This window comes from Paenibacillus terrae, assembly GCF_000943545.1.
Lineage (GTDB): Bacteria > Bacillota > Bacilli > Paenibacillales > Paenibacillaceae > Paenibacillus > Paenibacillus terrae_A.
Genome location: NZ_JTHP01000001.1, coordinates 78,006 through 103,251, shown reverse-complemented (window position 1 = coordinate 103,251; position 25,246 = coordinate 78,006). Strand labels below are relative to the sequence as shown.

General features: G+C 47.6%; 17 protein-coding genes and 2 pseudogenes. 8 read left to right on the top strand and 11 right to left on the bottom strand.

Annotated elements, in window-relative coordinates; translation table 11 throughout:
* Positions 1 to 207 precede the first annotated feature (207 nt).
* Together QD47_RS00455 and QD47_RS00450 are read left to right on the top strand one after the other, a co-directional pair.
* Positions 208 to 1,569 carry an amidohydrolase family protein gene (locus QD47_RS00455; protein ID WP_044644253.1) on the top strand — a complete coding sequence of 454 codons (1,362 nt, stop codon included), beginning with the start codon at positions 208 to 210 and terminating at the stop codon, positions 1,567 to 1,569.
* Between the two features lie 82 nt (positions 1,570 to 1,651).
* The gene (locus tag QD47_RS00450) at positions 1,652 to 2,554 is read left to right on the top strand and encodes a helix-turn-helix domain-containing protein (RefSeq protein WP_044644252.1); all 903 of its coding nucleotides are present in this window, start codon (positions 1,652 to 1,654) and stop codon (positions 2,552 to 2,554) included.
* Between the two features lie 191 nt (positions 2,555 to 2,745).
* Here QD47_RS00450 and QD47_RS00445 read toward each other — a convergent pair whose 3' ends face one another.
* Together QD47_RS00445 and QD47_RS32355 are read right to left on the bottom strand one after the other, a co-directional pair.
* Positions 2,746 to 3,351, bottom strand: coding sequence for a zeta toxin family protein (locus tag QD47_RS00445; RefSeq protein WP_044644251.1), 606 nt, complete (start codon positions 3,349 to 3,351; stop codon positions 2,746 to 2,748).
* A complete protein-coding gene (locus QD47_RS32355; RefSeq protein WP_200893372.1) occupies positions 3,344 to 3,520 on the bottom strand; it encodes a hypothetical protein in 177 nt (58 codons plus the stop codon). The genes QD47_RS00445 and QD47_RS32355 overlap by 8 nt, the downstream gene beginning before the upstream one ends.
* A 267-nt stretch (positions 3,521 to 3,787) precedes the next feature.
* Between QD47_RS32355 and QD47_RS00440 the strand changes: the two genes are divergently transcribed.
* Positions 3,788 to 4,531 (top strand): copper amine oxidase N-terminal domain-containing protein, encoded by a 744-nt coding sequence (locus tag QD47_RS00440; protein ID WP_235332150.1) that lies wholly within the window; start codon positions 3,788 to 3,790, stop codon positions 4,529 to 4,531.
* 505 nt (positions 4,532 to 5,036) lie between these two features.
* Here the strand turns inward: QD47_RS00440 and QD47_RS32845 are convergent.
* Positions 5,037 to 5,246, bottom strand: a complete 210-nt coding sequence (locus QD47_RS32845) for a hypothetical protein (protein WP_152643752.1) — start codon at positions 5,244 to 5,246, stop codon at positions 5,037 to 5,039.
* A gap of 60 nt (positions 5,247 to 5,306) precedes the next feature.
* Here QD47_RS32845 and QD47_RS32840 point away from each other — a divergent pair.
* Together QD47_RS32840 and QD47_RS00425 are read left to right on the top strand one after the other, a co-directional pair.
* A pseudogene (locus QD47_RS32840) lies at positions 5,307 to 5,417 on the top strand (AbrB/MazE/SpoVT family DNA-binding domain-containing protein); the annotation flags it as partial.
* 185 nt (positions 5,418 to 5,602) lie between these two features.
* On the top strand, positions 5,603 to 6,784 hold the full coding sequence (locus QD47_RS00425; protein WP_044644249.1) for a serine hydrolase domain-containing protein: 1,182 nt from the start codon (positions 5,603 to 5,605) through the stop codon (positions 6,782 to 6,784).
* Here QD47_RS00425 and QD47_RS00420 read toward each other — a convergent pair.
* The 3 genes from QD47_RS00420 to QD47_RS00410 all read right to left on the bottom strand — a co-directional run bounded on the left by QD47_RS00420 (position 6,770) and on the right by QD47_RS00410 (position 9,176).
* Positions 6,770 to 7,213, bottom strand: a complete 444-nt coding sequence (locus QD47_RS00420; RefSeq protein WP_044644248.1) for an Lrp/AsnC family transcriptional regulator — start codon at positions 7,211 to 7,213, stop codon at positions 6,770 to 6,772. The genes QD47_RS00425 and QD47_RS00420 overlap by 15 nt on opposite strands.
* A gap of 254 nt (positions 7,214 to 7,467) precedes the next feature.
* Positions 7,468 to 8,175 (bottom strand): SDR family oxidoreductase, encoded by a 708-nt coding sequence (locus QD47_RS00415; RefSeq protein ID WP_044644247.1) that lies wholly within the window; start codon positions 8,173 to 8,175, stop codon positions 7,468 to 7,470.
* A gap of 59 nt (positions 8,176 to 8,234) precedes the next feature.
* Positions 8,235 to 9,176: a helix-turn-helix domain-containing protein gene (locus tag QD47_RS00410; RefSeq protein WP_044644246.1), complete on the bottom strand. Its 942-nt coding sequence runs from the start codon at positions 9,174 to 9,176 to the stop codon at positions 8,235 to 8,237.
* 181 nt (positions 9,177 to 9,357) lie between these two features.
* On the opposite strand from QD47_RS00410, the gene QD47_RS00405 reads away from it, so the two are divergent.
* From QD47_RS00405 to QD47_RS00395, 3 genes are all read left to right on the top strand, one after another.
* The gene (locus tag QD47_RS00405; protein ID WP_044644245.1) at positions 9,358 to 11,553 is read left to right on the top strand and encodes a glycoside hydrolase family 52 protein; all 2,196 of its coding nucleotides are present in this window, start codon (positions 9,358 to 9,360) and stop codon (positions 11,551 to 11,553) included.
* A 33-nt stretch (positions 11,554 to 11,586) separates the two neighbouring features.
* Positions 11,587 to 13,800, top strand: coding sequence for an alpha-glucuronidase family glycosyl hydrolase (locus tag QD47_RS00400; RefSeq protein WP_044644244.1), 2,214 nt, complete (start codon positions 11,587 to 11,589; stop codon positions 13,798 to 13,800).
* Positions 13,801 to 14,148: 348 nt separating this feature from the next.
* A complete protein-coding gene (locus QD47_RS00395) occupies positions 14,149 to 17,742 on the top strand; it encodes a family 14 glycosylhydrolase (RefSeq protein WP_044644243.1) in 3,594 nt (1,197 codons plus the stop codon).
* Positions 17,743 to 17,908: 166 nt separating this feature from the next.
* Here the strand turns inward: QD47_RS00395 and QD47_RS32835 are convergent.
* The 5 genes and pseudogenes from QD47_RS32835 to QD47_RS00370 form a co-directional block, all read right to left on the bottom strand.
* Positions 17,909 to 18,023, bottom strand: a pseudogene (locus QD47_RS32835) (putative holin-like toxin).
* 866 nt (positions 18,024 to 18,889) lie between these two features.
* Entirely contained in the window at positions 18,890 to 19,918 is a 1,029-nt protein-coding gene (locus tag QD47_RS00385; RefSeq protein WP_152643751.1) for an NADH:flavin oxidoreductase/NADH oxidase, read from the bottom strand.
* A gap of 317 nt (positions 19,919 to 20,235) precedes the next feature.
* Positions 20,236 to 21,540 carry an ABC transporter substrate-binding protein gene (locus QD47_RS00380; RefSeq protein ID WP_044644241.1) on the bottom strand — a complete coding sequence of 435 codons (1,305 nt, stop codon included), beginning with the start codon at positions 21,538 to 21,540 and terminating at the stop codon, positions 20,236 to 20,238.
* 106 nt (positions 21,541 to 21,646) lie between these two features.
* On the bottom strand, positions 21,647 to 23,308 hold the full coding sequence (locus tag QD47_RS00375; protein WP_044644240.1) for a response regulator transcription factor: 1,662 nt from the start codon (positions 23,306 to 23,308) through the stop codon (positions 21,647 to 21,649).
* The gene (locus QD47_RS00370) at positions 23,301 to 25,094 is read right to left on the bottom strand and encodes a sensor histidine kinase (RefSeq protein WP_044644239.1); all 1,794 of its coding nucleotides are present in this window, start codon (positions 25,092 to 25,094) and stop codon (positions 23,301 to 23,303) included. The genes QD47_RS00375 and QD47_RS00370 overlap by 8 nt, the downstream gene beginning before the upstream one ends.
* Between the last annotated feature and the right edge of the window lie 152 nt (positions 25,095 to 25,246).

The following is a 25,246-nucleotide window of genomic DNA, read 5'->3' as shown; positions in this document are numbered from 1 at the left end:
TTACAATATACATATATAGATTGAGCATTTTGCATAAATCCCAAGAGCGATTTCAAATCAGCAGTATAGAGATCGAAACGGTTTAGTTCGTCTATCTATTGTACTTTCGAGCGTTGGGTATCGAATGATGACATGCTGAGGTTAAATGTCGATCTAAGAGAGGTCATAGAAATAAGTCATCTAACAACATACAAAGGAGATATAGAGATGAACCATCGTTTATTAATCCAAAACGGCTGTGTACTCACGCTCGATAAGACAATGGGTGATTTTAAAAAAGCGGATATTCTCATCGAGGGGAAAAAAATTATCGCTGTTCAACCGGAGCTGGAAGCATCCGATTGTGAAGTTGTTGACGCTACAAACATGATTGTTATGCCGGGATTCGTGGATACACATCGTCACACCTGGGAGTCTGTCGTTCGGAATGTAGGTGCTGATTGGTCTCTCGAAAAGTACCTGGGGCGTATGTACTATGGCAATATTGGAGCTAAATTACGTCCGCAGGATGGGTATATAGCGAATCTGCTGGGCGCGCTGGAAGCGTTGGATGCAGGGGTTACCACGCTACTAGATTGGTCGATGATTAATTCACCCGAGCATACGGATGAGCTGATCCGGGGCTTGCAAGAATCGGGAACACGAGCGGTCTTTGCCCACGGAGTTCCTGGTGATGGCGAATATTGGTCCAGAGAAAGCCAGATACGACAATCCGATGACAGCAGACGGGTGAAGAAGCAGTATTTCTCATCAGATGACCAGTTGCTTACCATGGGGTTAGCCATAAGAGGACCAGAATTTAGCGCATGGGAAACAGCAGTCGATGAGATTCGATTCGCTCGGGAGCTTGGGGTGCTGTGTACAATGCATTTAGGGTTCGGGACATGGGGTGCGGTGGATCGATCGATTGAAAAATTGCATAAGGCTGGACTGCTCGGATCGGATCTTAACTTTGCCCATGCCAATACACTCAGCTATGAGGAATATAAGCTAATCGCAGATTCGGGCGCCTCCATTTCCGTTACTCCGGAAATCGAAATGATGATGGGACATGGCTATCCGGCTACAGGGCTATTTATGGAGAACGGAGGAAGACCCTCATTAGGAGTCGATGTCGTAGTATCGACCGGTGGAGACATGTTTGCACAAATGAAGTTCGCCTTGCAAGCAGAACGCTCCAGAATCAATGGAAAGATTTTATCCACAGGAGAAATGCCGGTGAAATTCACCATTTCAGCACGGGACATTTTAGAATTTGCGACGATTGATGGCGCCCGAGCATTGGGACTGGATCATAAGATCGGCACGTTAACTCCGGGAAAAGAAGCCGATCTGATTATGATTCGAACCAACGACCTGAATATGTTTCCGGTAAATCATCCAATCGGTGCTGTTGTGCAATGCGCAAACACGAGCAATGTCGATTCAGTGTTTGTGGCTGGGAAAGCTGTCAAACGGAACGGAAAAATGCTGCATGTAGACATCCAACGCTTGCGCAAGTTAGCCAATGAGTCCAGAGATTATATTTTCGTACAATACGGGGTGCCTGAAGAAGCATGGCCAATCTGATTTGCTGTAGGATACCATACAACTCAAGTCAAATATTCCTGCATTCCGCTTGTTAAGATGGAATTGAAAGGAGGGAACCATCATGTACGAATGGAACGAAATGGTCCAGCTCATGATTGATTGGATTGATGATAACCATACTTCAGCACCATCGTTGTTGAGAATGTCCAATCAGCTAGGCTACTCCCCTTATTACTGCACAAAACAGTTTCATTCTCTTACAGGAATGACGTTAAGGGATTATGTGTGGATGCGCAGGATTAGCAGTGCAGCCCTTGAACTCCGGGATAGCAATGCCCGCATCCTCGACGTTGCCATAAAGTATGGGTTTTCTTCACAGGAAGCTTTTACACGAGCATTTGTAAAAGCCTTTGAGGTAACCCCGGCTGTATATCAAAGAGGGCCGAGACCTATTCCGTTAGCGATTCGTGTTGAAGTGTTCTCTCCTTATCATTATCATTTGAAGGAGCGGGATCAGATGGTTAAGGAACATTTGCAAGAAGCCGAAGTCAAAATTGAGCGTATACCAGCACACAAATTTATTGGAATCTGGGATACCTCTTCTCGAAACTACGGTGATTTCTGGAGAAACGGTCATAATTGTGATGAAATTTGCGGAACACTGGAAAGCATGTCTCATCTCAAACTGCCCGAACAATTGGGTCAAACCGCAGGCTGGTTCTATCAGGATGGTCAAAAGGGCTATCTCTATGGAATACCGGTTGCCGCTGACTACGCCGGAGAGATTCCAGCAGGTATGGAGTGCCAGAACATCCCCGAATCAGATTACCTGATTTTTTTTCACCCGCCCTTCAATTATCTAAAAAACAATGGAGAGGTTATGAGAATTGTGGAGGAAAAAGCTTGGAACTTTGACCCTACCAGCATGGGATATGAATGGGATGAGGAAACGAAGCAGGATTATCAGCGGCATTTCCCGGAAGGATATGGCTACGCAGTGCTACGTCCAGTGAAAAAAGTGTAGAGAAAAAGAATCCCAAGAAGCAGCTACGATCAGGATGCTGTTAATCGTCTTGCTAAAGTCTATTGAAAAATAAAAACGGTTTATTACTAACGGGTTCCGTTTTGAGGTGCAATACACATCGCATTGACATTGTGGACACAATACGATGTAAATATAGAATAAACCGATCACTGAATCATACAGTTGTCGGTTTATTCTTGATCAGTATTTTTATTTTGCAAGTGAATATCAATGATTTTAACCCAATCCGGTAAAAATGCCACATGATGTTTTATCGTTTCACTATCTGATTCCAATACAATCACGCCATCTGAGCTGCTGTTGTCAATGACAATTAAATGATCGATAAGCTTCAGATGTGATAGTAGATTACCAAGTGAGGTCTGATGCCGTCTTATAATATCAGCGGTATCAATATGGTGACCCCCATTTCGAACTCGTGCAGCAACTCGCTCGATATTAAGACGATAATCACCTAGACCCACATAAAACATGATGACTTCAAAGCCATTTTCTTTTGCCACACGCATTTGTCGAATCACATTGCCACCAGCAAGTGTCGTCTCTACGGTAAAATCCCGTTTATTTCTTATACAATCCCGCGCTAGTTTAATCGCTTCCTTTCCTGCCGATACTTTGCGTCGATCAGGGTTTTCACGATCAATCCCTCGTGCTAATGCATCGGGATCGATATTAACACTTACACCAAGTTTATCAACGATTAGATTACGTATTGTACTCTTACCACTTCCGTTGTTTCCTGCGAATACAAACATAGTAGCAAACGGATCACTCATGATAAATATCCTGTTCATTGATTCGTTCAACTTGACCATTACTGTACTCTTTAACAAACTGACCATCCGGCGTTTTATAGACAATATAGGTGCCATTTGCTTTAGCGTCTAGTTTAGCTCTATCTCCAGTTAGTTTGATTAACTTGCCTAGGTCATGTGTACGATTCATTCAGCCATCACCATCCAATTCAAATTATATATCGAGAGTATATCATAAATCGGAAGGCCATAGAGAACTCATTCAAAAGCATACCGATACCAGACAATATGACTATGCAAATTAGTGGGACCAAAAAACACACTATCCAAATCTTATAGCTTTTCCTCTACTTTCAGCTTTTTTATTCGTCTATAACAACAAATACAATTACGGAGGTATAGAAAATGAACTCCATCTCGAAAATGGCTTGCATATCTATTTTAAGCCTTACTTTACATGGTCCCATTAAATGCTGTTCAAAGTTTACCTGGTGTATCCATCACATGGAATAATAACACCAAGACAGTGACAATAGACCGTAGCGGTGAAAAAACGCTATTGAAAGTTGGACAAAAAAATGCAACGCTTGGTTCAAAAAATATAAGCTTGCCCGTTGCCACTACTTTGAAAAACGGACGGGTTATGGTCCCTCTCCGATTCATTGCTGATTCATCCGGTGCGTATGTCTCCTGGAATCCAAAATCTCAGACGGCCTATGTAGCGAAAGCAAACAATGAAATAAAAAGCAAATATACATCGGATAAGCTTAATGTATCCAGAGGAGCAGCAATCAAACTTCCTAAAGTTAGCAATTTAAAAGAATTTACACCCAAAGGGTATGAAAATCTGAATACAGACTATTATTTTCCTGAAGGCAAATCAGATTCGTTTTTTATTCAGGAGATGGATGTAATTTCATACTATAAAATTAGCAACGATCGTAGTGAATTAATATGGACAGCACGTTTTGACTCAACAAAAAAAGAAAGCAGCGGTCTATCCTTTTTGCCTTATAAATTGCTGGAACAAGACGGCCAGAAACCTACAATCCAAGGTCGAATCAACCATTTTAATTTCATGGCCGCCATTGGAGAAATCAGTTACAATCTCATTGACAATAATGGGAAAGAAATAAACCCAGGGCAAAAACCAGTTGATCCAACAAATTTCTTTTTTGATATCCCTGATGAACAAAAATAAATCGAATTGACTTTGCATGCGTGCTCTATAATAGCCTAATGCTTTCATGATGCCCGCATGCGGATAGCTACATTCATAAAGACAAGCATCTATGCTAGTCCGTGGTAATACGTTGTTACAATATTGGTTTGGAGGTATAGGCAATGAAATCGTTTCGTTTTTGGTTAGTCCTAATCTCATGTCTAGTGATTACTGTAAATATTACGGGGTACGACGACTATAATATACTATTGGCTATCATTAGCCCGCTGGTCTGGATGTACGAGTCATTTCGATTTGTGCGAAAAGAAGACATCCCCATAGCCGTTGTTTACTTCACTACACTAGTTTTCTGGTTTTTTATTGGATACATTTTGGATCGTTTGATTAGAAGATTGAAAAATTAAAATTATCGTCTAAATTATCGTCTACCTTCTCAGCCTCATACTCGACCGTTTTATAGTCAGGGGATGAAGGAATCATATTTACCACAACATTCCTCATCTTTAACTTGTACTTCCCTTCCTCAAAAGCAAGAATATGCTTGATAGGAGGTAACTCCATATCCGCATACTTCGTTATCAACGAAACGATAATCATCAGACAGTGAAAGCATCTTATCGTAATCGCGACTCATAGAAGCGTTCATATATTCTGAAAATGTCGAGACAGCAGCTTCTTTGGGCTTATCGGGAAGTTTATAAGGTTCTTTATTCCCTCCAAAACCTGTAGCCATTACAGTCAAAATCCCTCCCAAGACAACCAAGCAAGCCAACTTTTTGCATGCTCCTTCACGCTAAGCCTGAAGGAGCTCATACAGAAACATCCCGATGCCAGACAATATGACTATGCAAAATGGCTTGGCGTGTCACAAGGACGTGTATCTCAACTTAAAAAGTTACTGTAAAATGCAGCATAACTTCTTGTAAAACCCCTTTCATTTAAATCCAAGGCCATCCTTTTAAAATAATTTTATTTTAACGTGAATACTCACTGAATACCTTTGTTACCTTATGTAATGTCGTCTTTCCATCCTGTAAACTAAGTTCCATCAAGCGATAACCGCTGGATCATAGAGAGGATGAGATATTCATGAGTGTAGAAAATAGAGTTTTAGCGATACAAGATGGTCTGGACGGACGTGTGAATGCAGTCATAGATCAAACCCTTGCCGAGAAGCGCCTGGTTGGCGCAGTCGTCATGATATATATGGATGGTTCACCTGTGTACGTCCGTGCGGCGGGGCTGGCTGATCGAGAAGAACATCGTCTTATGCGCGAGGATGCTTTATTTCGGCTCTCTTCTATATCCAAGCCAATTGTATCTACAGCGGCCTTGGTTTTGGCAGCCCAAGGACAGATTGGACTCGATGAATCCATTGAACGCTGGTTGCCGGACTTTCGCCCCCGCTTGATCAGCGGCGAGCAACCATCCATTACGGTACGGCAATTGCTCACACATACTGCCGGGCTGACCTATGGCTTTTTAGAGGAAGAAGGCGGCGGCCCCTATCAACGTGCAGGCGTATCAGATGGCATGGATTTTTCAAATCTTACCCTTGAAGAGAACTTGCAACGTTTGGCTTCTGTGCCTCTGTTGTATACACCGGGTAAAGCATGGGGCTATTCCATTGCCACCGATGTACTCGGCGCTATCATTAGTCGCGTATGCGGCACAACCCTTGAGCAGGCTGTTAAAAAGCTCGTTACAGACCCCCTCGGTATGCAAGACACTAGCTTCACGGTTGCTGATCCCGAACGACTTGCCGCCGCTTATGTCAACGATACTCTGGAACCCCGCCGGATGCGTGAGCTTGAGGTTGCGCAGGTGTTTGAAGGCACAGCGGGACTTCGTTTTCAGCCTGCACGCGCCTTTGATCCGACGGCTTTCCACTCTGGCGGCTCGGGTATGATTGGCAGCGCAAAAGACTTTATGCGACTACTGGAAACACTGCGAAACGGTGGCAATCCATTACTTTCTGAGGAATGGGTACGTGAAATGGGCACCATCCAGACCGGGAATCTCTCCTTGGCAGGCTGGCCGGGACGGGGCTTCGGACTGGGATTCACCGTACTCCAAAATCCCGACGAAGGCGAAACAGCAGAATCCCCCGGAACGTGGCGTCTCGGAGGAGCTTATGGTCATTCATGGTTCGTTGATCCCGCGCAAAGACTCAGCGTTGTTGCCTTTACCAATACAGCATTTGAAGGTATGTCGGGTCCGTTTACAACCGAGCTTTGCCAAGCCATTTACGGCAGCTCAAAAAGGGTCTAATAAAGCGGGAGTTACATGTTTAAGCTCTACAGGCGAGGATAAGACAATTAACGTGGTAGAGTGACCGTGCTTTCCGCACTCATCCCCGAATTGCTCCAGCTTAAGCATGGATTCGACCATAACCTTAAGTAAATAATTTTGCTCACCGCTAATTCGATGGCACTCAATGACCTCAGGTGCAGATTGACAAAACTCAACAAATGAATTGCATTGATTCGTATGCACGAGCACATGGGCCATGATCGGCTTTCCGACTTTTTCATGTGAAACCATGGCCCGATATCCAGTGATAATGCCTTTATCCTCCATGCGCCTTACTCTTTCCGTGACAGCGGGCTGGGAAAGTCCAACCTCCTTGCCCAGCTCGGTCATGGAGATGCGTGCCTGGTTTTGTAGACATAACAAAATTTTATGATCCACTTGGTCCATAGGTAATCTACTCCTTAAATACAAGGTTATATTGCATATATACTTTATTTTTTATCATCTATTCAGACAATGACTTTGAATTATATCCAACAATCGAATATTACCATGTAAAACTATGACGGTAAAGAGAACTGCTATACAGAAGGACTTGATACCCTAAAGCCAAAGAAAACCGGCTAACACGATGCTACGTGTTAGACCGGTTTTTGTTTAGAAAACAGGTTTCCTACCTGTTGATTGCGTGTGGCTTGGAATTAGATCAGCGTGTAGCCGCCATCCGGGAACAGCACGCTTCCGGTGGTGAACTTGTTCGTCATCAGATACAACACGGTATGCGCGATTTCCTCGTTATAACCCACCCGATGGAGCAAGGTTACTTCCTTGTATTCCTCAAAAGCTTGCGCCCGCTGTTCGCCCTCGGGGCCATCTCTCCAGATGGTGCCGGGAGATACAACATTGACCCGTACCGGAGCCAATTCTACCGCCAAAGCTTTACCCAAGCTTTCGATTGCGCCGTTAGCCGCCCCGTATGTAGCGCCAAAGCCCATCGGCCGCTGGCTGAATGCTCCAGACATGAGGACGATGGAGCCTTCCTTGGAAATATGCGGAACCGCATGCTTGGCAGCGAAATATTGCGGCCAGAATTTCCCTTCAAACGGAGTCTTCGCCATTTCCGTATCAATCGTGATCGGACCACGTGTGTAGCTCGCGCCTGGTGTAAACAGATGGTCGAATGCGCCGACCTTTTCAAAAAATGCCTGCACTTCCTCTTCCTTCTGATTATTCAGTTGGAAGGTTTCCACCGATTCCGCAGGGATAACTTTCTTCGCCTGCTCCAATTTCTCCGCAGAACGCCCAGCAATTACGATACTCGCTCCCTGCTTTGCTGCTTCTATTGCTGTTGCCAGTCCTATACCTGCACTGCCGCCAATGACGACGACACGTTTTTGATGTAAAATCATACAATTCTCAGCTCCTTTGTGAGGATTATATCATAACTATTTTATTAGTATACATATTTTTAATCGGATGGGCTTTCCTGCACAGTGCTTTTACGGTAGGATGTCGGCGACTGACCGGACCATCGTTTGAACTGCCTGCTAAAATGGGCAATGTTTCCATAGCCGAGCATATCGGTAATTTGCTGCACCGTCCATTGCGGATCAGCCAATAGCAACTTAGCCTCGTGCAGGACAAGACCAGACAGATACACACGGGGAGATACACCAAAAACACTACGAAATACACGATTACAATGGGAAACGCTAATCCCTAATTCCGATGAAATGCCTTCAATCCCATCATGCTTTTCTACAGAGTCGATTTGTCCAAAATGCTGATTCACCCTGCCTTGAAGTCGGCTGGCAATCTGATGGGCAAGCTCAGCCTGCACGTATCCGCGCCCCGGCAGATGCGCCGCTTCGCTGGATACCGCCTCCCATAACGTAGCGAACAGCTCAAATACGGCAGATTGAATCCGCATACGCTTGGCCACCGAATCCCCTGCTTGTTCTGCATTGGGTGTGGAAAGTTCGAGCAACTTATCCAGCGCGGGTCCTATCTGCCTCGCCACCGCACCTTCAGCTGGAAACAATACCTGCTCCAGTCGGCTCAGTAACGAGAGGAACAGCTTGTCATCAATGTCGAAATGCATGCAAAAATACGTAAAGCCCTCCCCGCTGCTGTAGCTGGAGTGAACAATTCCCGGTCGCAGCAGCACCAGATCACCTTGCCGTTGTGTATAGCTGCGGCCATCCACCACCATCACCTGCTCTCCTGCAAGCACGATATTAATTTCATATTGAGGATGCGTATGTGGCGGGTAGCTCCATTCCCTTCCGACTCTTCGCGTATGGATGGCAAACAGATTGACCGTCGTTCGTACATCGGGAAAAAAGTACTCCTCTCCAGTAGCCGTAAGGTCTGTAGGCTCTGGGCGGTTCGGTAAACGTGGTGACGACATGCTTCCCCTCCTGACGTTGATGGTTTTACTCCAGTATATCGTTTTTAGCGCGATTTGGATAAATGATGGCGCGATTTGACAATGGTTCCCTGAACCTTAGCATGCTAGGCTCTATATGAGGATGCTGCAAAATACTTTTGTATCTGAAAGTCACTCTTTATATTGAAAGGGGTTTCATTATATGACGAAAAATATATTTTATAACACGCAACACTCACCTGTCGGTGCCTTTTCCAGCTTTACACTCGGGTTCAAGGGTAATCGGGGTGGACTCGGCTTGGAGCTAGGCAAGCCCGCGGATGAAAATGTATATATCGGGCTGCAATCCAGAGACGGCGAGGTCTATGAGGCGCTCCCCTTTTTTGCAGCCGCACAGGACGAAAGCGCCCGATACGATGTGGAGAAAAAGGATAAACGAACGGAGCCACAGCTTGTTCCCTTTGCCGATCAAGCCATTACCCGTGAGCTAAAAGCTGGCACAGATACATGGAGCGCCGGAGATTTGACGTTCCGGCTGTATTCTCCTGTCCGTCCGGTTCCAGAACCGGGGAAAGCGGATGTAGATGAGCTGCGGGCTGCGCTGGTTCCGGCGGTATTTGCCGAGCTTACGATTGATAACACGCAGGGAACGGCTGCGCGGAAAGCCTTTTTCGGCTATCAGGGCAGTGATCCGTACAGCGGCATGCGCATTGTTGGCGAAGACCCGCGCGGGGAAGCTGCGGGGTTGAATGTCGGGACGTTGGGAAAAATCACGGGCGTCGGACAAGGGCGCAGCACGGCCATTGTGACTAACAGCAGTGAAGCGGTACCTGCCTGTGGATTTACGCTGGAGAAGCTGCTTGGGGAGTCGATTGCCGAGAACTTATCCTTCGGCCTGGGTGGAACGGCTGCGCTCCTGATGGACGTTCCCGCAGGCGAGAAGCGCACGTATTCCTTTGCCGTCTGTTTTTACCGGGGCGGCATCGTCACTACAGGTATCGACACAGCGTATTATTACACCCGGCTGTTCACGGATATTGAAGACGTGGCGGGCTATGCCTTGGAGCATTTTACAGCCCTGAAGGCATCCTGTATCCAGGCGAATCACTGGATCGAGTCGGCAGGCTTGAGCAAGGATCAGGAATTTATGCTCGCACAGGCGATCCACAGCTACTACGGCAGTACCCAATTGCTCAGCCAGCAAGCGGATGGAGAACCGATCTGGATTGTCAATGAAGGCGAATATCGGATGATGAATACGCTGGATTTAACGGCAGATCAGCTTTACTTTGAGTTGATTTTGAACCCGTGGACGGTACGCAACGAACTGGAGTGGTTTGTAAAACGGTACAGCTACCGCGATGAGGTACGATTCCCGACCGAGGAACAGACCTATCCAGGCGGCATCACGTTTACGCATGATATGGGCGTAGCTAATGTATTTTCCCGTCCGGGGTACTCCGCGTATGAGCTGGCAGGGATTGACGACTGCTTCTCCTACATGAGCCACGAGGAGCTGGTAAACTGGCTATGCTGCGCCACGGTATATATCGAACAGACACAGGATCGGGCGTTTACGACACGTATGCTGCCCGTTTTGCGTGAATGCTTCGCCAGCATGTTACAACGGGATCACCCTGATCCGTCGCACCGAAACGGCTTAATGGGCTTGGACAGCACCAGAACGCAGGGCGGCGCGGAAATTACGACCTACGATAGTCTGGACGTTTCTTTGGGGCAGTCCCGCAACAACATCTATTTGGGCAGCAAATGCTGGGCGGTATATATTGCGCTGGAGAAGCTTTTTGCCTCGGAAGGACTCAATACCCTTTCACGGGAAGCTGGCTCACAGGCGGACAAATGCGCAGTAGCGATCACGGTGCAGATGACAGATAAGGGATATATCCCTGCGGTCATTCAAGAGGGGAATGATTCACAGATTATCCCCGCTATTGAGGGGCTGATCTTCCCTTACTTCACAGGATGCGAGGAGGCCCTTCAACTCAATGGGCGGTTTGGCGGATATATACAGGCCCTTCGACGCCAGTTGGAAACGGTGCTGGCACCGGGAGTTTGCCTGTTCGAAGATGGAGGCTGGAAGCTGTCCTCGACCAGTAACAACTCTTGGCTGAGTAAAATCTACCTGTCCCAGTTCATTGCCCGCGAGCTGCTGGAGTTCCCTTGGGATGAAGCAGGGCAAGCCGCGGATGCTGCCCATGTCTCTTGGCTCCTTCACCCTGAGGAATCCTATTGGTGCTGGAGCGACCAAATGCTCTCAGGCGTTGCCCACGGCAGCAAATATTACCCACGCGGAGTCACCGCTATTTTATGGCTGTATGAAGGCAAGAGCAATTGCCTAACCTTACCGCAGCATATGGAGCAGGAGCAGCATGCCTGAGACGGACCTTCATCTGCACAAGGAGGATCGAATATGAGCAATCATATGGATGTGCAAAAAGAGAACGGCTATGACGCTTGGCTCCATTATCCACGCAGCAGTCATGCAGAGAATCGGCCCGCATGGTGCAATGTTATCGTGGTCACCGGAGGGGATGAAGTGCTCCAAACCGCTGCAAATGAGCTACAACGCGGATTGACCTCCATGTTCGGACAGCAGCCGAAGATCAACGACGTTCCTGTAGATGTGCCATTTATTGCACTCGGTACATTTAAAGACCATCCACTGGTGGCAGAACGATTTAGTGCAGAGGAACAGGCTGATGTGAACGCAGAAGGCTACCGAATTCGTGGAACTGAGATGATAAACCCGGCACAATCAGCTTCGTATGATGCTATAAAAGGGCCGTACGTCACGGTCGCCGGTCAGACCGCCCCAGGCGTGCTGTACGGTGTTTTTCATCTGCTGCGCTGGCTACAAGGAAGACTGGATGGCGAACTACCGTTACAAGCCACCAGCAAATCATCCGAATCATCGGATGGTCCGTTTCTGGATGTATTGTCCAATCCGGTTAATCCCATCCGCATGATCAATCACTGGGATAACATGGATGGCAGTGTTGAACGGGGATATGCGGGGGCATCCATTTTTTACGAAAATAATGCCTTAACTAAAAATATGGACCGCCTTAGGGACTATGCCCGTCTGCTCGCATCTGTCGGCATTCAGTCGTTATCCATTAACAATGTGAATGTCCATCAAGTAGAAACCGAGCTGATTACGGACAAATATTTATCGGACGTAGCCAGGCTAGCTGCAATATTTCGAGCCTATGGCATCCAAATCTACTTGAGCATTAACTATGCCAGCCCTATGCAGCTCGGCGGACTAACCACAGCCGATCCTCTAGACCCCGGTGTAGCGGAATGGTGGCGGGCCAAAGCCCGGGAGGTTTACGCCGCCGTTCCCGATCTGGGTGGCTTCGTGGTCAAAGCCGATTCCGAGAATCGGCCCGGTCCATTCAGCTACGGACGCCATCACGCCGATGGAGCCAACATGCTGGCAGATGCGTTGCAGCCTTATGGTGGACGGATTATTTGGCGCTGCTTTGTCTACGACTGCAAGCAGGATTGGCGCGACCGCAAGACGGATCGGGCTCGCGCGGCCTTTGACTATTTTAAACCGCTGGATGGGCTGTTCCGCGATAATGTCATTTTACAGATCAAAAACGGTCCCATGGATTTTCAGGTGCGGGAGCCTGTCTCCCCCCTGTTCGGGGCGCTGCAAGCCACTCAGGTACTGCTGGAATTTCAGATTACCCAAGAATACACAGGACAGCAACGGCATTTATGCTACCTTGTTCCGCAGTGGAAGGAGGTTCTGGATTTTGACACTTATACTCAGGGAAAAGGCTCCACCATCAAGCGAATCGTGAGCGGCTCTTTGGGTAGCAATGGCAGTCCTGCTTCCCCTTCCTCCACCAAGTACACTAACTATGGGATCGCTGCTGTAACCAATATTGGGGCAGACACCAACTGGACCGGACATTTGCTCGCCCAGTCCAATCTGTACGGCTACGGACGGTTGGCATGGGACCCGGAGCTGTCCGCAGACGAAATCGCAGATGAGTGGGTTCGGCTGACGTTTGGCGGATATAGGAATCGTTCCCATACGGGCAATAGCAAACATCTAGTTCCTGCCATTAAAAAAATGCTGCTCGATTCGTGGAATATCTACGAGTCCTACACCGCCCCTCTCGGGGTCGGCTGGATGGTCAGTCCTGATCACCACTATGGGCCGGATGTGGATGGCTACGAATATTCGATGTGGGGCACCTACCATTTTGCCGATTGCCGTGGTATCGGGGTGGATCGCACTACCACGACTGGAACGGGCTATGTCGGGCAATATTGTTCTCCCCAAGCGGATATCTATGAATCTACCGAAACCTGCCCGGATGAGCTGCTATTGTTCTTTCATCATGTCCCTTATACGCACGTACTCCACTCTGGTCAAACTGTCATTCAGCACATTTATGATACACATTTTGAGGGTGCGGAACGTGCGGCCAACCTTAGAGACACATGGGTTAGTTTGAGGGATCATCTGGATGAGGCGATCTATGCACAGGTGCTAGAGCGTCTGGAGCATCAAACTGAGCACGCTCAGGAGTGGCGGGATCGGATCAATACGTATTTTTACCGTAAAAGCGGCATTGCTGACCAGAAGAATCGCCCTATTTATTAAAATAGTCCTCCGTGTAACACTGCATACATGCATAAATGAGGCTCCCAAGCTCTCAAATTCACCTACTTCTGTATGGAATGTCGTCTCCAGCTTATCTTGCACAATCCTAAAAGGCATACGTCTGATTTTTAGACCTATGCTTTTTTTGACTTAAACACGTTTGGAATCATATACAGGAGCATTCATTTGTCTGTCTATAACAAGGTGTCACTAGCGAATTAGTCATATTTCTCCCCTTCGAGAGTGCAATAAATTCTTCTTTTTGGGCAACCGATTGCTTTATAATTATTTTGTAAACGTTTACAGAATGTTGTCGAAATAGACTATGCTTTGGGGAGGATGATCGCTTTGACCTTGTATCGAAGTATATGGAACAAAGGGTGCCTGATTCTATTAAGCCTTGTGCTGTCTTTGACCGCCTTCATTGGCTCACCCTCCAATACGGCAAGCGCCGCGGTTGCTGATGATTTTCAGGCTTCCGTTATGGGACCGCTGGCGAAAATCAATGACTGGGGCGCATTCAAAAAGCAACTGCAAACGCTGAAAAGTAACGGCGTGTATGCCATCACCACCGATGTCTGGTGGGGCTATGTGGAGAGTGCAGGAGATAACCAGTTCGATTGGAGCTATTACAAGACCTATGCAGACGCTGTAAAAGAGGTAGGTCTGAAGTGGGTTCCCATCATTTCTACGCACAAGTGCGGCGGAAATGTGGGCGATGATTGCAACATCCCGCTGCCAAGCTGGCTGTCGAGCAAGGGCAGTGCAGATGAAATGCAGTTCAAGGACGAAAGCGGCTATGTGAATAACGAAGCCCTTTCCCCATTATGGAGCGGAACTGGCAAACAATATGACGAGCTGTATGCCTCATTTGCTCAAACATTTGCTAGCTACAAAAGCATTATCCCCAAAATTTATTTAAGCGGTGGGCCCTCAGGAGAATTGCGGTATCCTTCATACTATCCGGCAGCGGGATGGAGCTATCCTGCACGGGGCAAATTCCAAGCCTACACCGAAACAGCCAAAAATGCGTTCCGCACGGCCATGAATGAAAAGTATGGATCATTGGACAAGATTAATGCGGCTTGGGGTACCAAGCTAAGCAGCCTTAGCCAAATTAATCCTCCAACCGACGGGGGCGGATTTTACACGAACGATGGGTATAATTCCGCGTATGGGAAGGATTTCCTGTCGTGGTACCAAAGCGTGCTTGAGAAGCATCTGGGCGTCATCGGAGCTGCTGCACACAAAAACTTCGATTCCGTGTTCGGTGTCCGTATCGGAGCCAAGATTTCCGGTCTGCACTGGCAGATGAACAATCCTGCCATGCCTCACAGCACAGAGCAAGCAGGTGGATATTATGATTACAACCGTCTCATCGAGAAGTTCAAAGATGCGGATCTGGATTTGACCTTTACTGCACTGGAGATGAACGACAGTGGCACAGCACCGAATTATTCCTTGCCGTCCACATTAGTAGATACCGTCTCCTCGATCGCTAATGCCAAGGGTGTTCGCCTGAATGGTGAGAATGCACTCCCGACTGGCGGCAGCGGCTTCCAAAAAATCAAGGAGAAAATCACGAAGTTCGGTTATCACGGCTTTACACTTTTACGCCTCAACAATCTCGTCAACAGCGACGGCTCACCAACTGGTGAAATGAATGGATTCAAACAGTATATTATCAGCAAGGCCAAGCCTGGCGATAATGACGGGGGTACAGGCAACAAAGTAACTATATACTACAAAAAAGGCTTCAACTCACCTTACATTCACTACCGTCCGGCTGGCGGAAGCTGGACTGCTGCGCCTGGTGTGAAAATGCAGGATGCCGAAATTAGCGGCTATGCCAAAATTACCGTCGATATCGGTTCTGCCTCCCAATTGGAAGCTGCTTTTAACGACGGCAATAACAACTGGGACAGTAACAACACCAAAAACTACTCCTTTAGCACGGGCACTTCTACTTACACGCCCGGTAACAGCGGCAATGCGGGAACTATCACATCAGGCGCTCCATCGGGCACGATTCCCGGGGATGGCGGCGGTACAACTAACAAGGTAACGGTATACTACAAAAAAGGCTTTAACTCGCCTTACATTCACTATCGCCCTGCCGGCGGAAGCTGGACTGCTGTGCCTGGTGTGAAAATGCAGGACGTCGAGATTAGCGGCTATGCCAAAATTACCGTCGATATCGGTTCTGCCTCCCAATTGGAAGCCGCTTTTAACGACGGCAATAACAGCTGGGACAGCAACAACACGAAAAACTACCTTTTCAGCACTGGAATTTCTACCTACACACCCGGCTCTAACGGGGCTGCAGGATCTATCCGAACGGGGGCGCCTTCGGGGGGCGTCCTCAGCGTAGGGACTTCTACCTACACAACCAACCTCAACGAATTTGCAGGACTTATCCAAACAGGGGCACTTTCGGGTGTATCCTTAAACGTAGGGACTTCTACCTACACACCCAACTCTAACGGAGTTGAAGTAACTATTCAAACGGAGGCGCCTTCGGGCGCCTTCACTCCTATAGATCTGGGTACCCTCTCCAAGCCCACTCCCCTCAACACAGACTGGAGCAAACAGAGCATTTATTTTATCATGACAGACCGATTCAGCAACGGAGATCCATCCAACGATAATTACGGTGGCTTCAATTCCAACAACAGCGATCAGCGCAAGTGGCATGGTGGCGATTTTCAAGGTATTATTAACCAACTCGACTACATTAAAAATATGGGGTTTACCGCCATCTGGATTACTCCGGTAACGATGCAAAAGAGCGAATTCGCTTATCACGGCTATCATACGTATGATTTTTATGCGGTAGACGGGCATCTCGGTACAATGGACAAGTTCAAAGAGCTGGTCGGTAAGGCACACGACAAAAATATCGCTGTGATGCTGGACGTAGTCGTGAATCACACAGGTGATTTCCAACCGGGGAACGGCTTCGCCAAGGCTCCTTTTGATAAAGCAAATTGGTATCATCACAATGGCGACATTACAGGTGCGGATTACAACTCAAACAATCAGTGGAAAATCGAAAATGGTGACGTTGCCGGATTGGACGACCTGAATCAGGACAACCCAGATACAGCGAATGAACTCAAAAACTGGATCAAATGGCTGCTGAACGAGTCGGGCATCGACGGACTGCGAGTGGACACCGCCAAGCATGTACCAAAAGGCTTTTTGAAGGATTTTGACCAGGCCGCCAATACCTTCACCCTCGGTGAAATTTACAGTGGCGATCCTGCTTATGTGGGTGATTACACCCGGTATCTCGATGCCGCACTGGATTTTCCGATGTATTATACAATCAAGGATGTGTTCGGACACGATCAATCTATGAGGAAAATCAAGGAACGCTACTCAGATGATCGTCACTATCGCGATGCTCAGACCAACGGCGTATTTATCGACAATCATGATGTAAAACGTTTCCTGAATGACGCCTCTGGCAAACCGGGTGTTAACTATGACAAATGGCCTCAGCTCAAGGCAGCCTTGGGCTTTACTTTGACCTCACGCGGGATTCCTATCATCTATCAAGGCACCGAGCAAGGCTTTAGTGGCGGAGATGATCCTGCCAACCGGGAAAACGTTGTGTTTAACGCCAATCATGATCTGTATCAGTACATCGCTAAGCTGAACCGTGTGCGCAACAGCCACCCCGCTCTGCAAAACGGCAGCCAAAAGGAAAAATGGGCGGACGACTCCTTTTACAGCTTCCAGCGCTCTAAAAATGGCGACGAGGCCATTGTACTTATCAACAATTCTTGGAACAGTCAAACCCGCACGATTGGCAACTTCGACAATCTGTCCAACGGCACTCGCCTGACCAACCAATTAAGCAACGACTCCATTCAGATTAACAACGGTTCAATCACCGTGACCCTCGCTCCAAAGGAAGTTAAAGTTTTCACCAAATGAGTTACATCGATTATTCAATTGTGCTAAAATAAATGATAGAAGGATATACTAAAAAAGAGCAAGGATGCTGGTAACATCCCTACTCTTGGCAACAGCCGCTTTGAAGAGCGGTCGGCTGAAAAAGGTTAGCTATTAGAAATAGACCGAGCCCCTTCTCGAGAGCGGTCTATTTCTTTTTGTTTTGGTTCAACGCAATAACAATCGTAACGATTAACCCGATCAACGCTACTAATTAGCGTGCCGAACATCATCATTAATGTCAGAGCATCTTTAACCTCCACAGGCATCACCTCCCTTCCGGGAGACTTAGCCGACCGCCCACCTAAGCCATTCTGTTATTAATAGAATTATAGCACGTAAAAACGTCCTTCGGCGACTGTATTTTACAGCTTCATTCAACCACCTCATGCGGACACTCATCGTCTTTTTCTGCTTACACATTCTACTTTTTCTCTATATGAGTATAACTTCTCAATGCCAAAAAAAGCCCAAGCACAAAAATGAAGCAAATACTTATGATCCCTCCTGGAACATTCGTGAACGTTCTTCCCAGTGTACCATGCGGAGAAAACAAGATAGGAACGGTCCACGGATACCATTCACTTTTGTAAATGAAATTTAAAAATACAGCAACACAAACTACGAGCACGACCCCCATAAGGCTTTTCCAACGTATAGCGAAAAAAGAGGCAATCGGAATTAACATCGCATGCATCACACACATCTTAGCAAATACTTGAATCTGGTATACCCAAATAGCCGTTGTTAAGGGACGATCAGTAATCAGCATCCCTAATAATGCAGACAAAAGCAGGATGGAAAATAAAGAAAAAATAATATATATGTTTATTTAATGCAGCTGTATTCTCAATCGGACTATGAATTCTTAGTTGTTGTGGGGATATCACTTTAGATTGTAGCTGCTTCATAAAACTGCTTACGGAGCTTTTTTGTTTCAATAATATATTCCACTTTTGAACCTCCTAATCACTAAATAATACAAGTATACAAAATATAACCGCTACTACGTGTAAGATTGCTTACACTGTACCATCTGTCCATAAAACAAAACAGGCACCTGCGACGAAGCGTACACTTCGTTGCAGGTGCCCTGTTTATATATAAACAACGTGGGATTACTTAGGCCTCAGTAGCCACGTTGATATTGTTCAGGTATGGAAGGCTTCTCGCCGCGCAATGTCACCGCTGCATGAGTCGCCCAATATGGATCGCGCAGCAATCCGCGCCCCACGGCGACCAGATCGGCATCCTCATTGCCGATAACGGACTGCGCCAAGGCTGGATCATCCAGTGCGCCGACGGCGACTACCGGGATGTTCAGCGCCTCGCGAATTTGGCGTGCAAATGGCACTTGATAGCCCGGATAGTTGCCCGGCTTTCTGGCTCCCGCAGGGCCTTCTCCGCCCGTGCTCACATGGATCACGTCTACGCCCGCAGCCTGATACGCCCGGCTCAGCTCAATCGTATGACCCACATCGTATCCGCCATCTACGTATTCGACCGCGCTGATGCGGAAAAATAACGGCATGCCTTCAGGCATTTCCTTGCGTACAGCCTGAATGACTTCAACGCCAAAACGGGATAGCTCCTGACCGTACTCGTCGTTACGCTTGTTCGTGACTGGCGAATGGAATTGGTGAATCAAGTAACCATGTGCCCCGTGAAGTTCGATCGTATCCACGCCCGCTTGAACCGCACGCCGGGCAGCGTCTGCGAATTTTTGCACCATGCCACGTACTTCCTCCGTGGTAAGTTCGCGTGGCTGTTTATAATTCGCATCCGGGTATGCAATTGCCGAAGGAGCCACTGGCTCTGCTGCATCCTCAGCTTTACGGCCCGCATGAGCAATCTGGATACCTACCTTGGACCCGTGCGCATGAATGCCGTCCACCAGCTTCTTATAAGCCGGGATATGCTCATCTGACCAAAGGCCCAGATCATAATCTGTAATCCGTCCATCCGGCTCCACATCTGTCATTTCTATAATAATCAGGCCTGTGCCACCAATAGCACGGCTCAGGTAATGAACATGATGCCAATCATTTGGAATGCCATCCTTGGCTGTCACCGAGTATTGGCACATCGGTGCCATGACCACCCGATTTTTTAATTCCAAATCTTTCAGTGTATACGGTGTAAACAACGAATTCGTCAAAACGTTCATCTCCTTTTTATTCTTGCCACATAAATGGAAATACGTCCCAAATTACACGGTCTATTATAATCATATTCGGCATAGTCCAAACGGAATAAAGAGATTCCCCAAACGGGGTATCTCTCACATTTGCAACTTGCAGTCATTATGTATGTCGTATGTCGTAGATATATTGCACACAACCTATTATCCACAACTCAATAACTTTTTGCAAGTAAATATTTAAATATTATTAAATATTTTTTTGTCTACACCCTCTCAGCCTCCTAGCTATAACACAAAAAGACGCCCTTACGGACGCCTCTGCGAGACCAATCTTATTGTGCTGAACCTAATTGCACCCATGCCTTCTCAATCTCAGCAACTGCCTGATCCTTGTTCATGTTGCCGCTGATATAAGCCTGCATCAGCTCGCCAAACTTTTGATGAAACGTATCCAGTGAGTAGTTGACAGACAGATCACCGGACTTCGACGTTTTCAAAATGCTTCCCATTTCCTTAGGCATTTCCAGATCAGGAAGCGGTGCATCCTTAATTGGAGGAATCACCTTCGCTACCTGGGAGAACCAGTTCTTACCGTATTCCGAAGTGTATAGCCAGTTAAAAAATTCAATCGTCTCCTTGGCTACTTCCGAATCCTTGTTAATACGCAGCGCTTGGTCAGCACCAGTAATGATGACGGATTGATCAGCCTTGTCACTTACCGGATAGCCCATGATGCCAATCTTGAGGTCAGGATTAATCTTCTTGATCGCTTCCTCATCCCATGCGCCTTTACCTGTCATAAACGCAGCTTTACCGGATGCAAAATCACTCACTTCCGCATTGCTGTCCCGTTCCAGCGGCTTATCCGTGCCATGCTTCACCGTCAAATCAATAAAGCTAAAGAAGTTGTTGTACAGCACCGGATAGTCCTTGATTTTCGCTTTGCCTGCAATAAAATCATTGACGAGCTGCTTCGGCTCTACACCTGCATCCTGCGCGGCGGCATCTACATAGTGCTGGAAGATATGCTTCCATACCCACCACTCTTTATATGCATTTGCAAATGGTGTAATGCCCTTCGCCTCAAGCTTGGTGACTGCGTCCTGCATCTCTGCAATCGTCTTCGGCGGGGAGGTTACACCGGCCTTGGTGAGTAAATCCTTGTTGTAAATCAGCGCAAACAGATTGCCCTTCACCGGGAAGCCCAACACTTTACCGTCACTGGAGCTCATATTCGCTCGAACGGCATCCGTCATGGCTGCCGCCAGCGGCTCATTCGTCAGATCGGCGCTATAATCAGCATACGTGTCGATATCGCCTCCGGCCGTGGTCTGGAATACATCCGGTGTACTGCCTGAAGCAATTTTCGACTTGAGAATCGTGTTATAGTCTGCCTGCATGATTTCCAGATTGATCTTTACGTTAGGCTTGACCTTCTTATACTCCTCGATATACGCGTTAAAAGCATCCGTATACTCCGGTGAGGCTGTGAACATATTTATTGTAACCGGTTTCAAATCTTCTTTGCCGCCAGCATTTCCTTTCGCCGCGTCCGTGTCACCGCTGCTTCCGCATCCGCTCAACAAACCGACTGTCAAAAGCAAACTGCCGGATAACGCCATCATCTTCTTTAACATGGATACTCCCCCATTTATTCGTGATCAACGTCCATGCGCTCATTCTAAAAAATATAGTCCGATTTAAAAAGGCAGATTAGTGAAGCGTTAAGGGTAAAAAAGTGGTTTATTGCAGGCTCACGCGATACTCCGACGGTGACACCTGATAATAATTACGAAAAGCCTTGCTGAAATAATTCTTATCCTTGTAGCCCAGCATATCGGAAATCTCCTGAATTTTCAGACTGGAATCTCCCAGCAGCTCCTTCGCCTTGTCCATTCTGACCTTCTGCACATATTCGTGAATGCCGTAACCAAACTGCTGCTTGAACAGCTTCATCAAGTATTCCCGACTTAAAAAATACGTTTCGGCAAAAAATGAAATTTTGATATCTTCAAAGTAATATCGGTCAATATGCCGTTTGATCTCCGTAATATCAAAGGGCTGACTCCCCCCTTGAGCATGCTGAACCCCGGCAATGTAAAGCTCCAGCATCCGATGCAGCCGCTGTCCATACTGGGCATAGTCCGTAAAGTCCGCAGCAATATCGCCCTCAGCCACGCTTTTTCTCTGTTCCCCCGAAGCCCCCTCCGGCTCAGACACAGATGCAGATACAGATAGGAAAGCACCCGGCTCCGTAGCCGCTTCTCTCAGTAAAAAATGAAGCTCGCCCATCATCCGATCTGCATCCTGTAAACGAAAAGCAGGGCCAGATGCCAACTGCTTCAGCAGGTCGTTTAGTAGTACCTTTGCTCGATTTGCCTGGCCTGTCTGGGCATCCTTCTGGATCAACAGCAGCCGATCCGTCCACGACACTTCTTCTGGCATCATTCCCTGCCGGGGCGCGACATGTATGACCGATGTTCCTGTCAGCTTCAATACGTCCGTGCTGTGGATATGCGCCTTGACATCCGTATAAACAGATGCCAGTTCCAGTATGTCCGTACAAGGCTTACCCACACCGGCAGCTACCACCATGCCAAACAATCCATGCAGATTCGTCACCGCCTTCTGTGTCACTTGTGCCAGCAGAAGAGGCATATGTTGTTCCTGCCCCGGAGACAATGTGCAAATCGAAACGACCTCGCGCTCCCGTCTCGGATGAGGAAAACTAAAACAGCTCAATCGTTCATCCGAAGTCTGAGCCAACACGTTCGTCACGGCAAAATCCATCAGATCCGTCTCCCCGTGAAAACGTGTCATGCGGACCTCGTCCCTGTTCAGCAACCGCAGCACGATCACCCCAAAGCGGTTCCCCGGTTGATCTGCACCGATCAAGGGGAGTAACGCCGCATTTGCCTGTCTTTTAAAGCTACCGTCCAGAATGGACAAATATAGCTTCTCTTTCAGCTTCGGCAGTGACATATTCAGCGTAATGTTCTGGCTAATGAATTTGCTTTCGCTCTGCTTGCGGCTCTCCAATATATCTACCGCCTTGCGCAGCGCCTGATTCAATTCCTGCCGATTAATCGGCTTGAGCAAATAATCCACTACCCGGGATTGAATCGCTTGCCGTGTAAATTCAAAATCGTCATAGCCACTAATGACAATCGTCAGCAGATTAGGATACACCTTCTCGATGGCACGAAGAAATTCGATACCGTTCAACTCCGGCATTTTCATATCCACCATGACCACGTCTATTGGGTAACGTTCCAGCAGCTCCAGTCCAAGTCTGCCATTCGTCGCCTCAAACACCTGCCCGATACCGAGGTTATTCCAGTCTCCGACAATACGAATAGCTTCGCGTAGCGGCTCCTCATCGTCAATGATCAATACGTTATACATGACTACTTCCTCCCTGGGGGATGCGCATTTGGATTTCTGTTCCCGTATCATCCGTATGTATGGATAGTCCCGCCTGATCTCCATACAGTAGCTTCAATCGTGTATTCAGATTTTTTAGGCCGATATGCTCACTCTCCCGTTCCTCCCACTTCTCTTCGAACGAATCCAGCACCTGTCTCAGCTTATCCTCCGAGATCCCCGGGCCGTTGTCCCGTACAGTAATCGTGGCATCTGTAGAGCTGGATTCGGCTGAAATGACTATCAGAATATCGCTTGAGACCTTTTCCAGCGCATGCTTGATCGAATTTTCCACCAACGTCTGCACGGACAACCTGGGGATTAGCAGCTCCATCAGCGTGTCCTCCCACTCCAGCTCGATTCGCAGTCTCGTCCCGAATCTTGCTTTTTGCAATCCCATATAACGTTCAATATGCTGGAGTTCTTCGCGGGCAACCACGATATCCTTGCCGTTGATGGAATACCGCAGGGTTTGGGCCAACGCATCGACCATATCCGCCATATCGAACATCTCACGCTTTAATGCCTGTGTGGATATGGCTTGCAGCGCATTGTACAGAAAATGGGGGTTAATTTCAGCCTCCAGCGCCTTGAGTATGGCGTTTTTCTCGACCAGCTTCATTCGATAACGCTCATTAATTAATTCTTCGGTTCTTTGGACCATTTCGTTAAAATGCAGCGACAAATACGCAATCTCGTCATGGCCCTTCACAAGGGCCGTTGCCCCGAAGTCCCCGGTACTAAACCGCTTCATCTGGGTGGACAGCTTGTGTAAGGGACTGGTAATGGCATTCGAGGTCAGCGTTACCAAAATAATAGACACCCCTAAAAACAATATCCCGATCACGTAGCTCCAATTTCGTGTCGTCGTAGCCGCTTCGTAAATTTGACGGTATGGGATCGGCTTGACGAGCCGCCAGCCTTCTTTTTTCCCGGCATCATACACGACCAGATACTCCTGGCTGCCGCTACTGTCCGACCATGTTACTCGTCCGCTCCCTCCCTGTCCAATCTGTTCCAGCACCCCCGAGTCCCGCATTCGCTCGTATAACGGAAGGCTGTCCACGTAAAAGGGAATACGTTTAGGACTTAGCAGCATGAGATGATCCCCTTTGCCGAGTGGAATGTTCTTCATGATATCGTCCACAGCGCTCGTATTGTAATAAAAGGACAACACCGCCTGCGGGTGACGAGATGCAATCGACCTCAGCACCCGATGGTACGCCATAAAGCTGGCCTGTGGCGCCACATACCCCATATCCGAGCGGGAACCCACAAAGGATTGGAACGATTCGTTGGCCGTGCTCGCCAGCGCCTCCTTATACCAGGGCAGCTTGGGAATATCCGTGTTCATCCCTTGGCGCACCGTAATATTGTACGTCTCCCGGGTCACCACATAATATTGATGGCGATCTGCCACGTACAGATAAATAGCTTCCAGATCACTGCGGGAATAAAACATGCTGCGCAAGTAATTTTCAATGACCATTCGGGAAGCATAGTCCCGATTTTCATTCGCAATCGCGTTCATAATATCGTTATAACGAAGCTGCGGCAGGGCCAACTGCTGCATCCCAACCAGATAATCCTCCAGGTTCTGATTAACCAGCAGCAGATTATTCGTTGTGCTGGCAATGCTATGATTCACCGACTCCCTTTCAATCATCTGATAGGAGATAATCGTCAGCGAGCCTACCACCAGAATGATCACCGAGGTAAAAAGCAAAATAAGCTTGTTCACCAATTTTTGCGTTATTCGTCTCCACATGGATCTGAGAACTACACCTGCTCGCTCTGGTATCACGATAAAATCGCCCCTTTTGAAAGCGTACACATTTTTACCCTCAACTGTTTTCTTAAATCCATTGGTCCGGCCCCAGGGGCTATCCTATACTTTCATTATATCTCAAACGGCTTGGA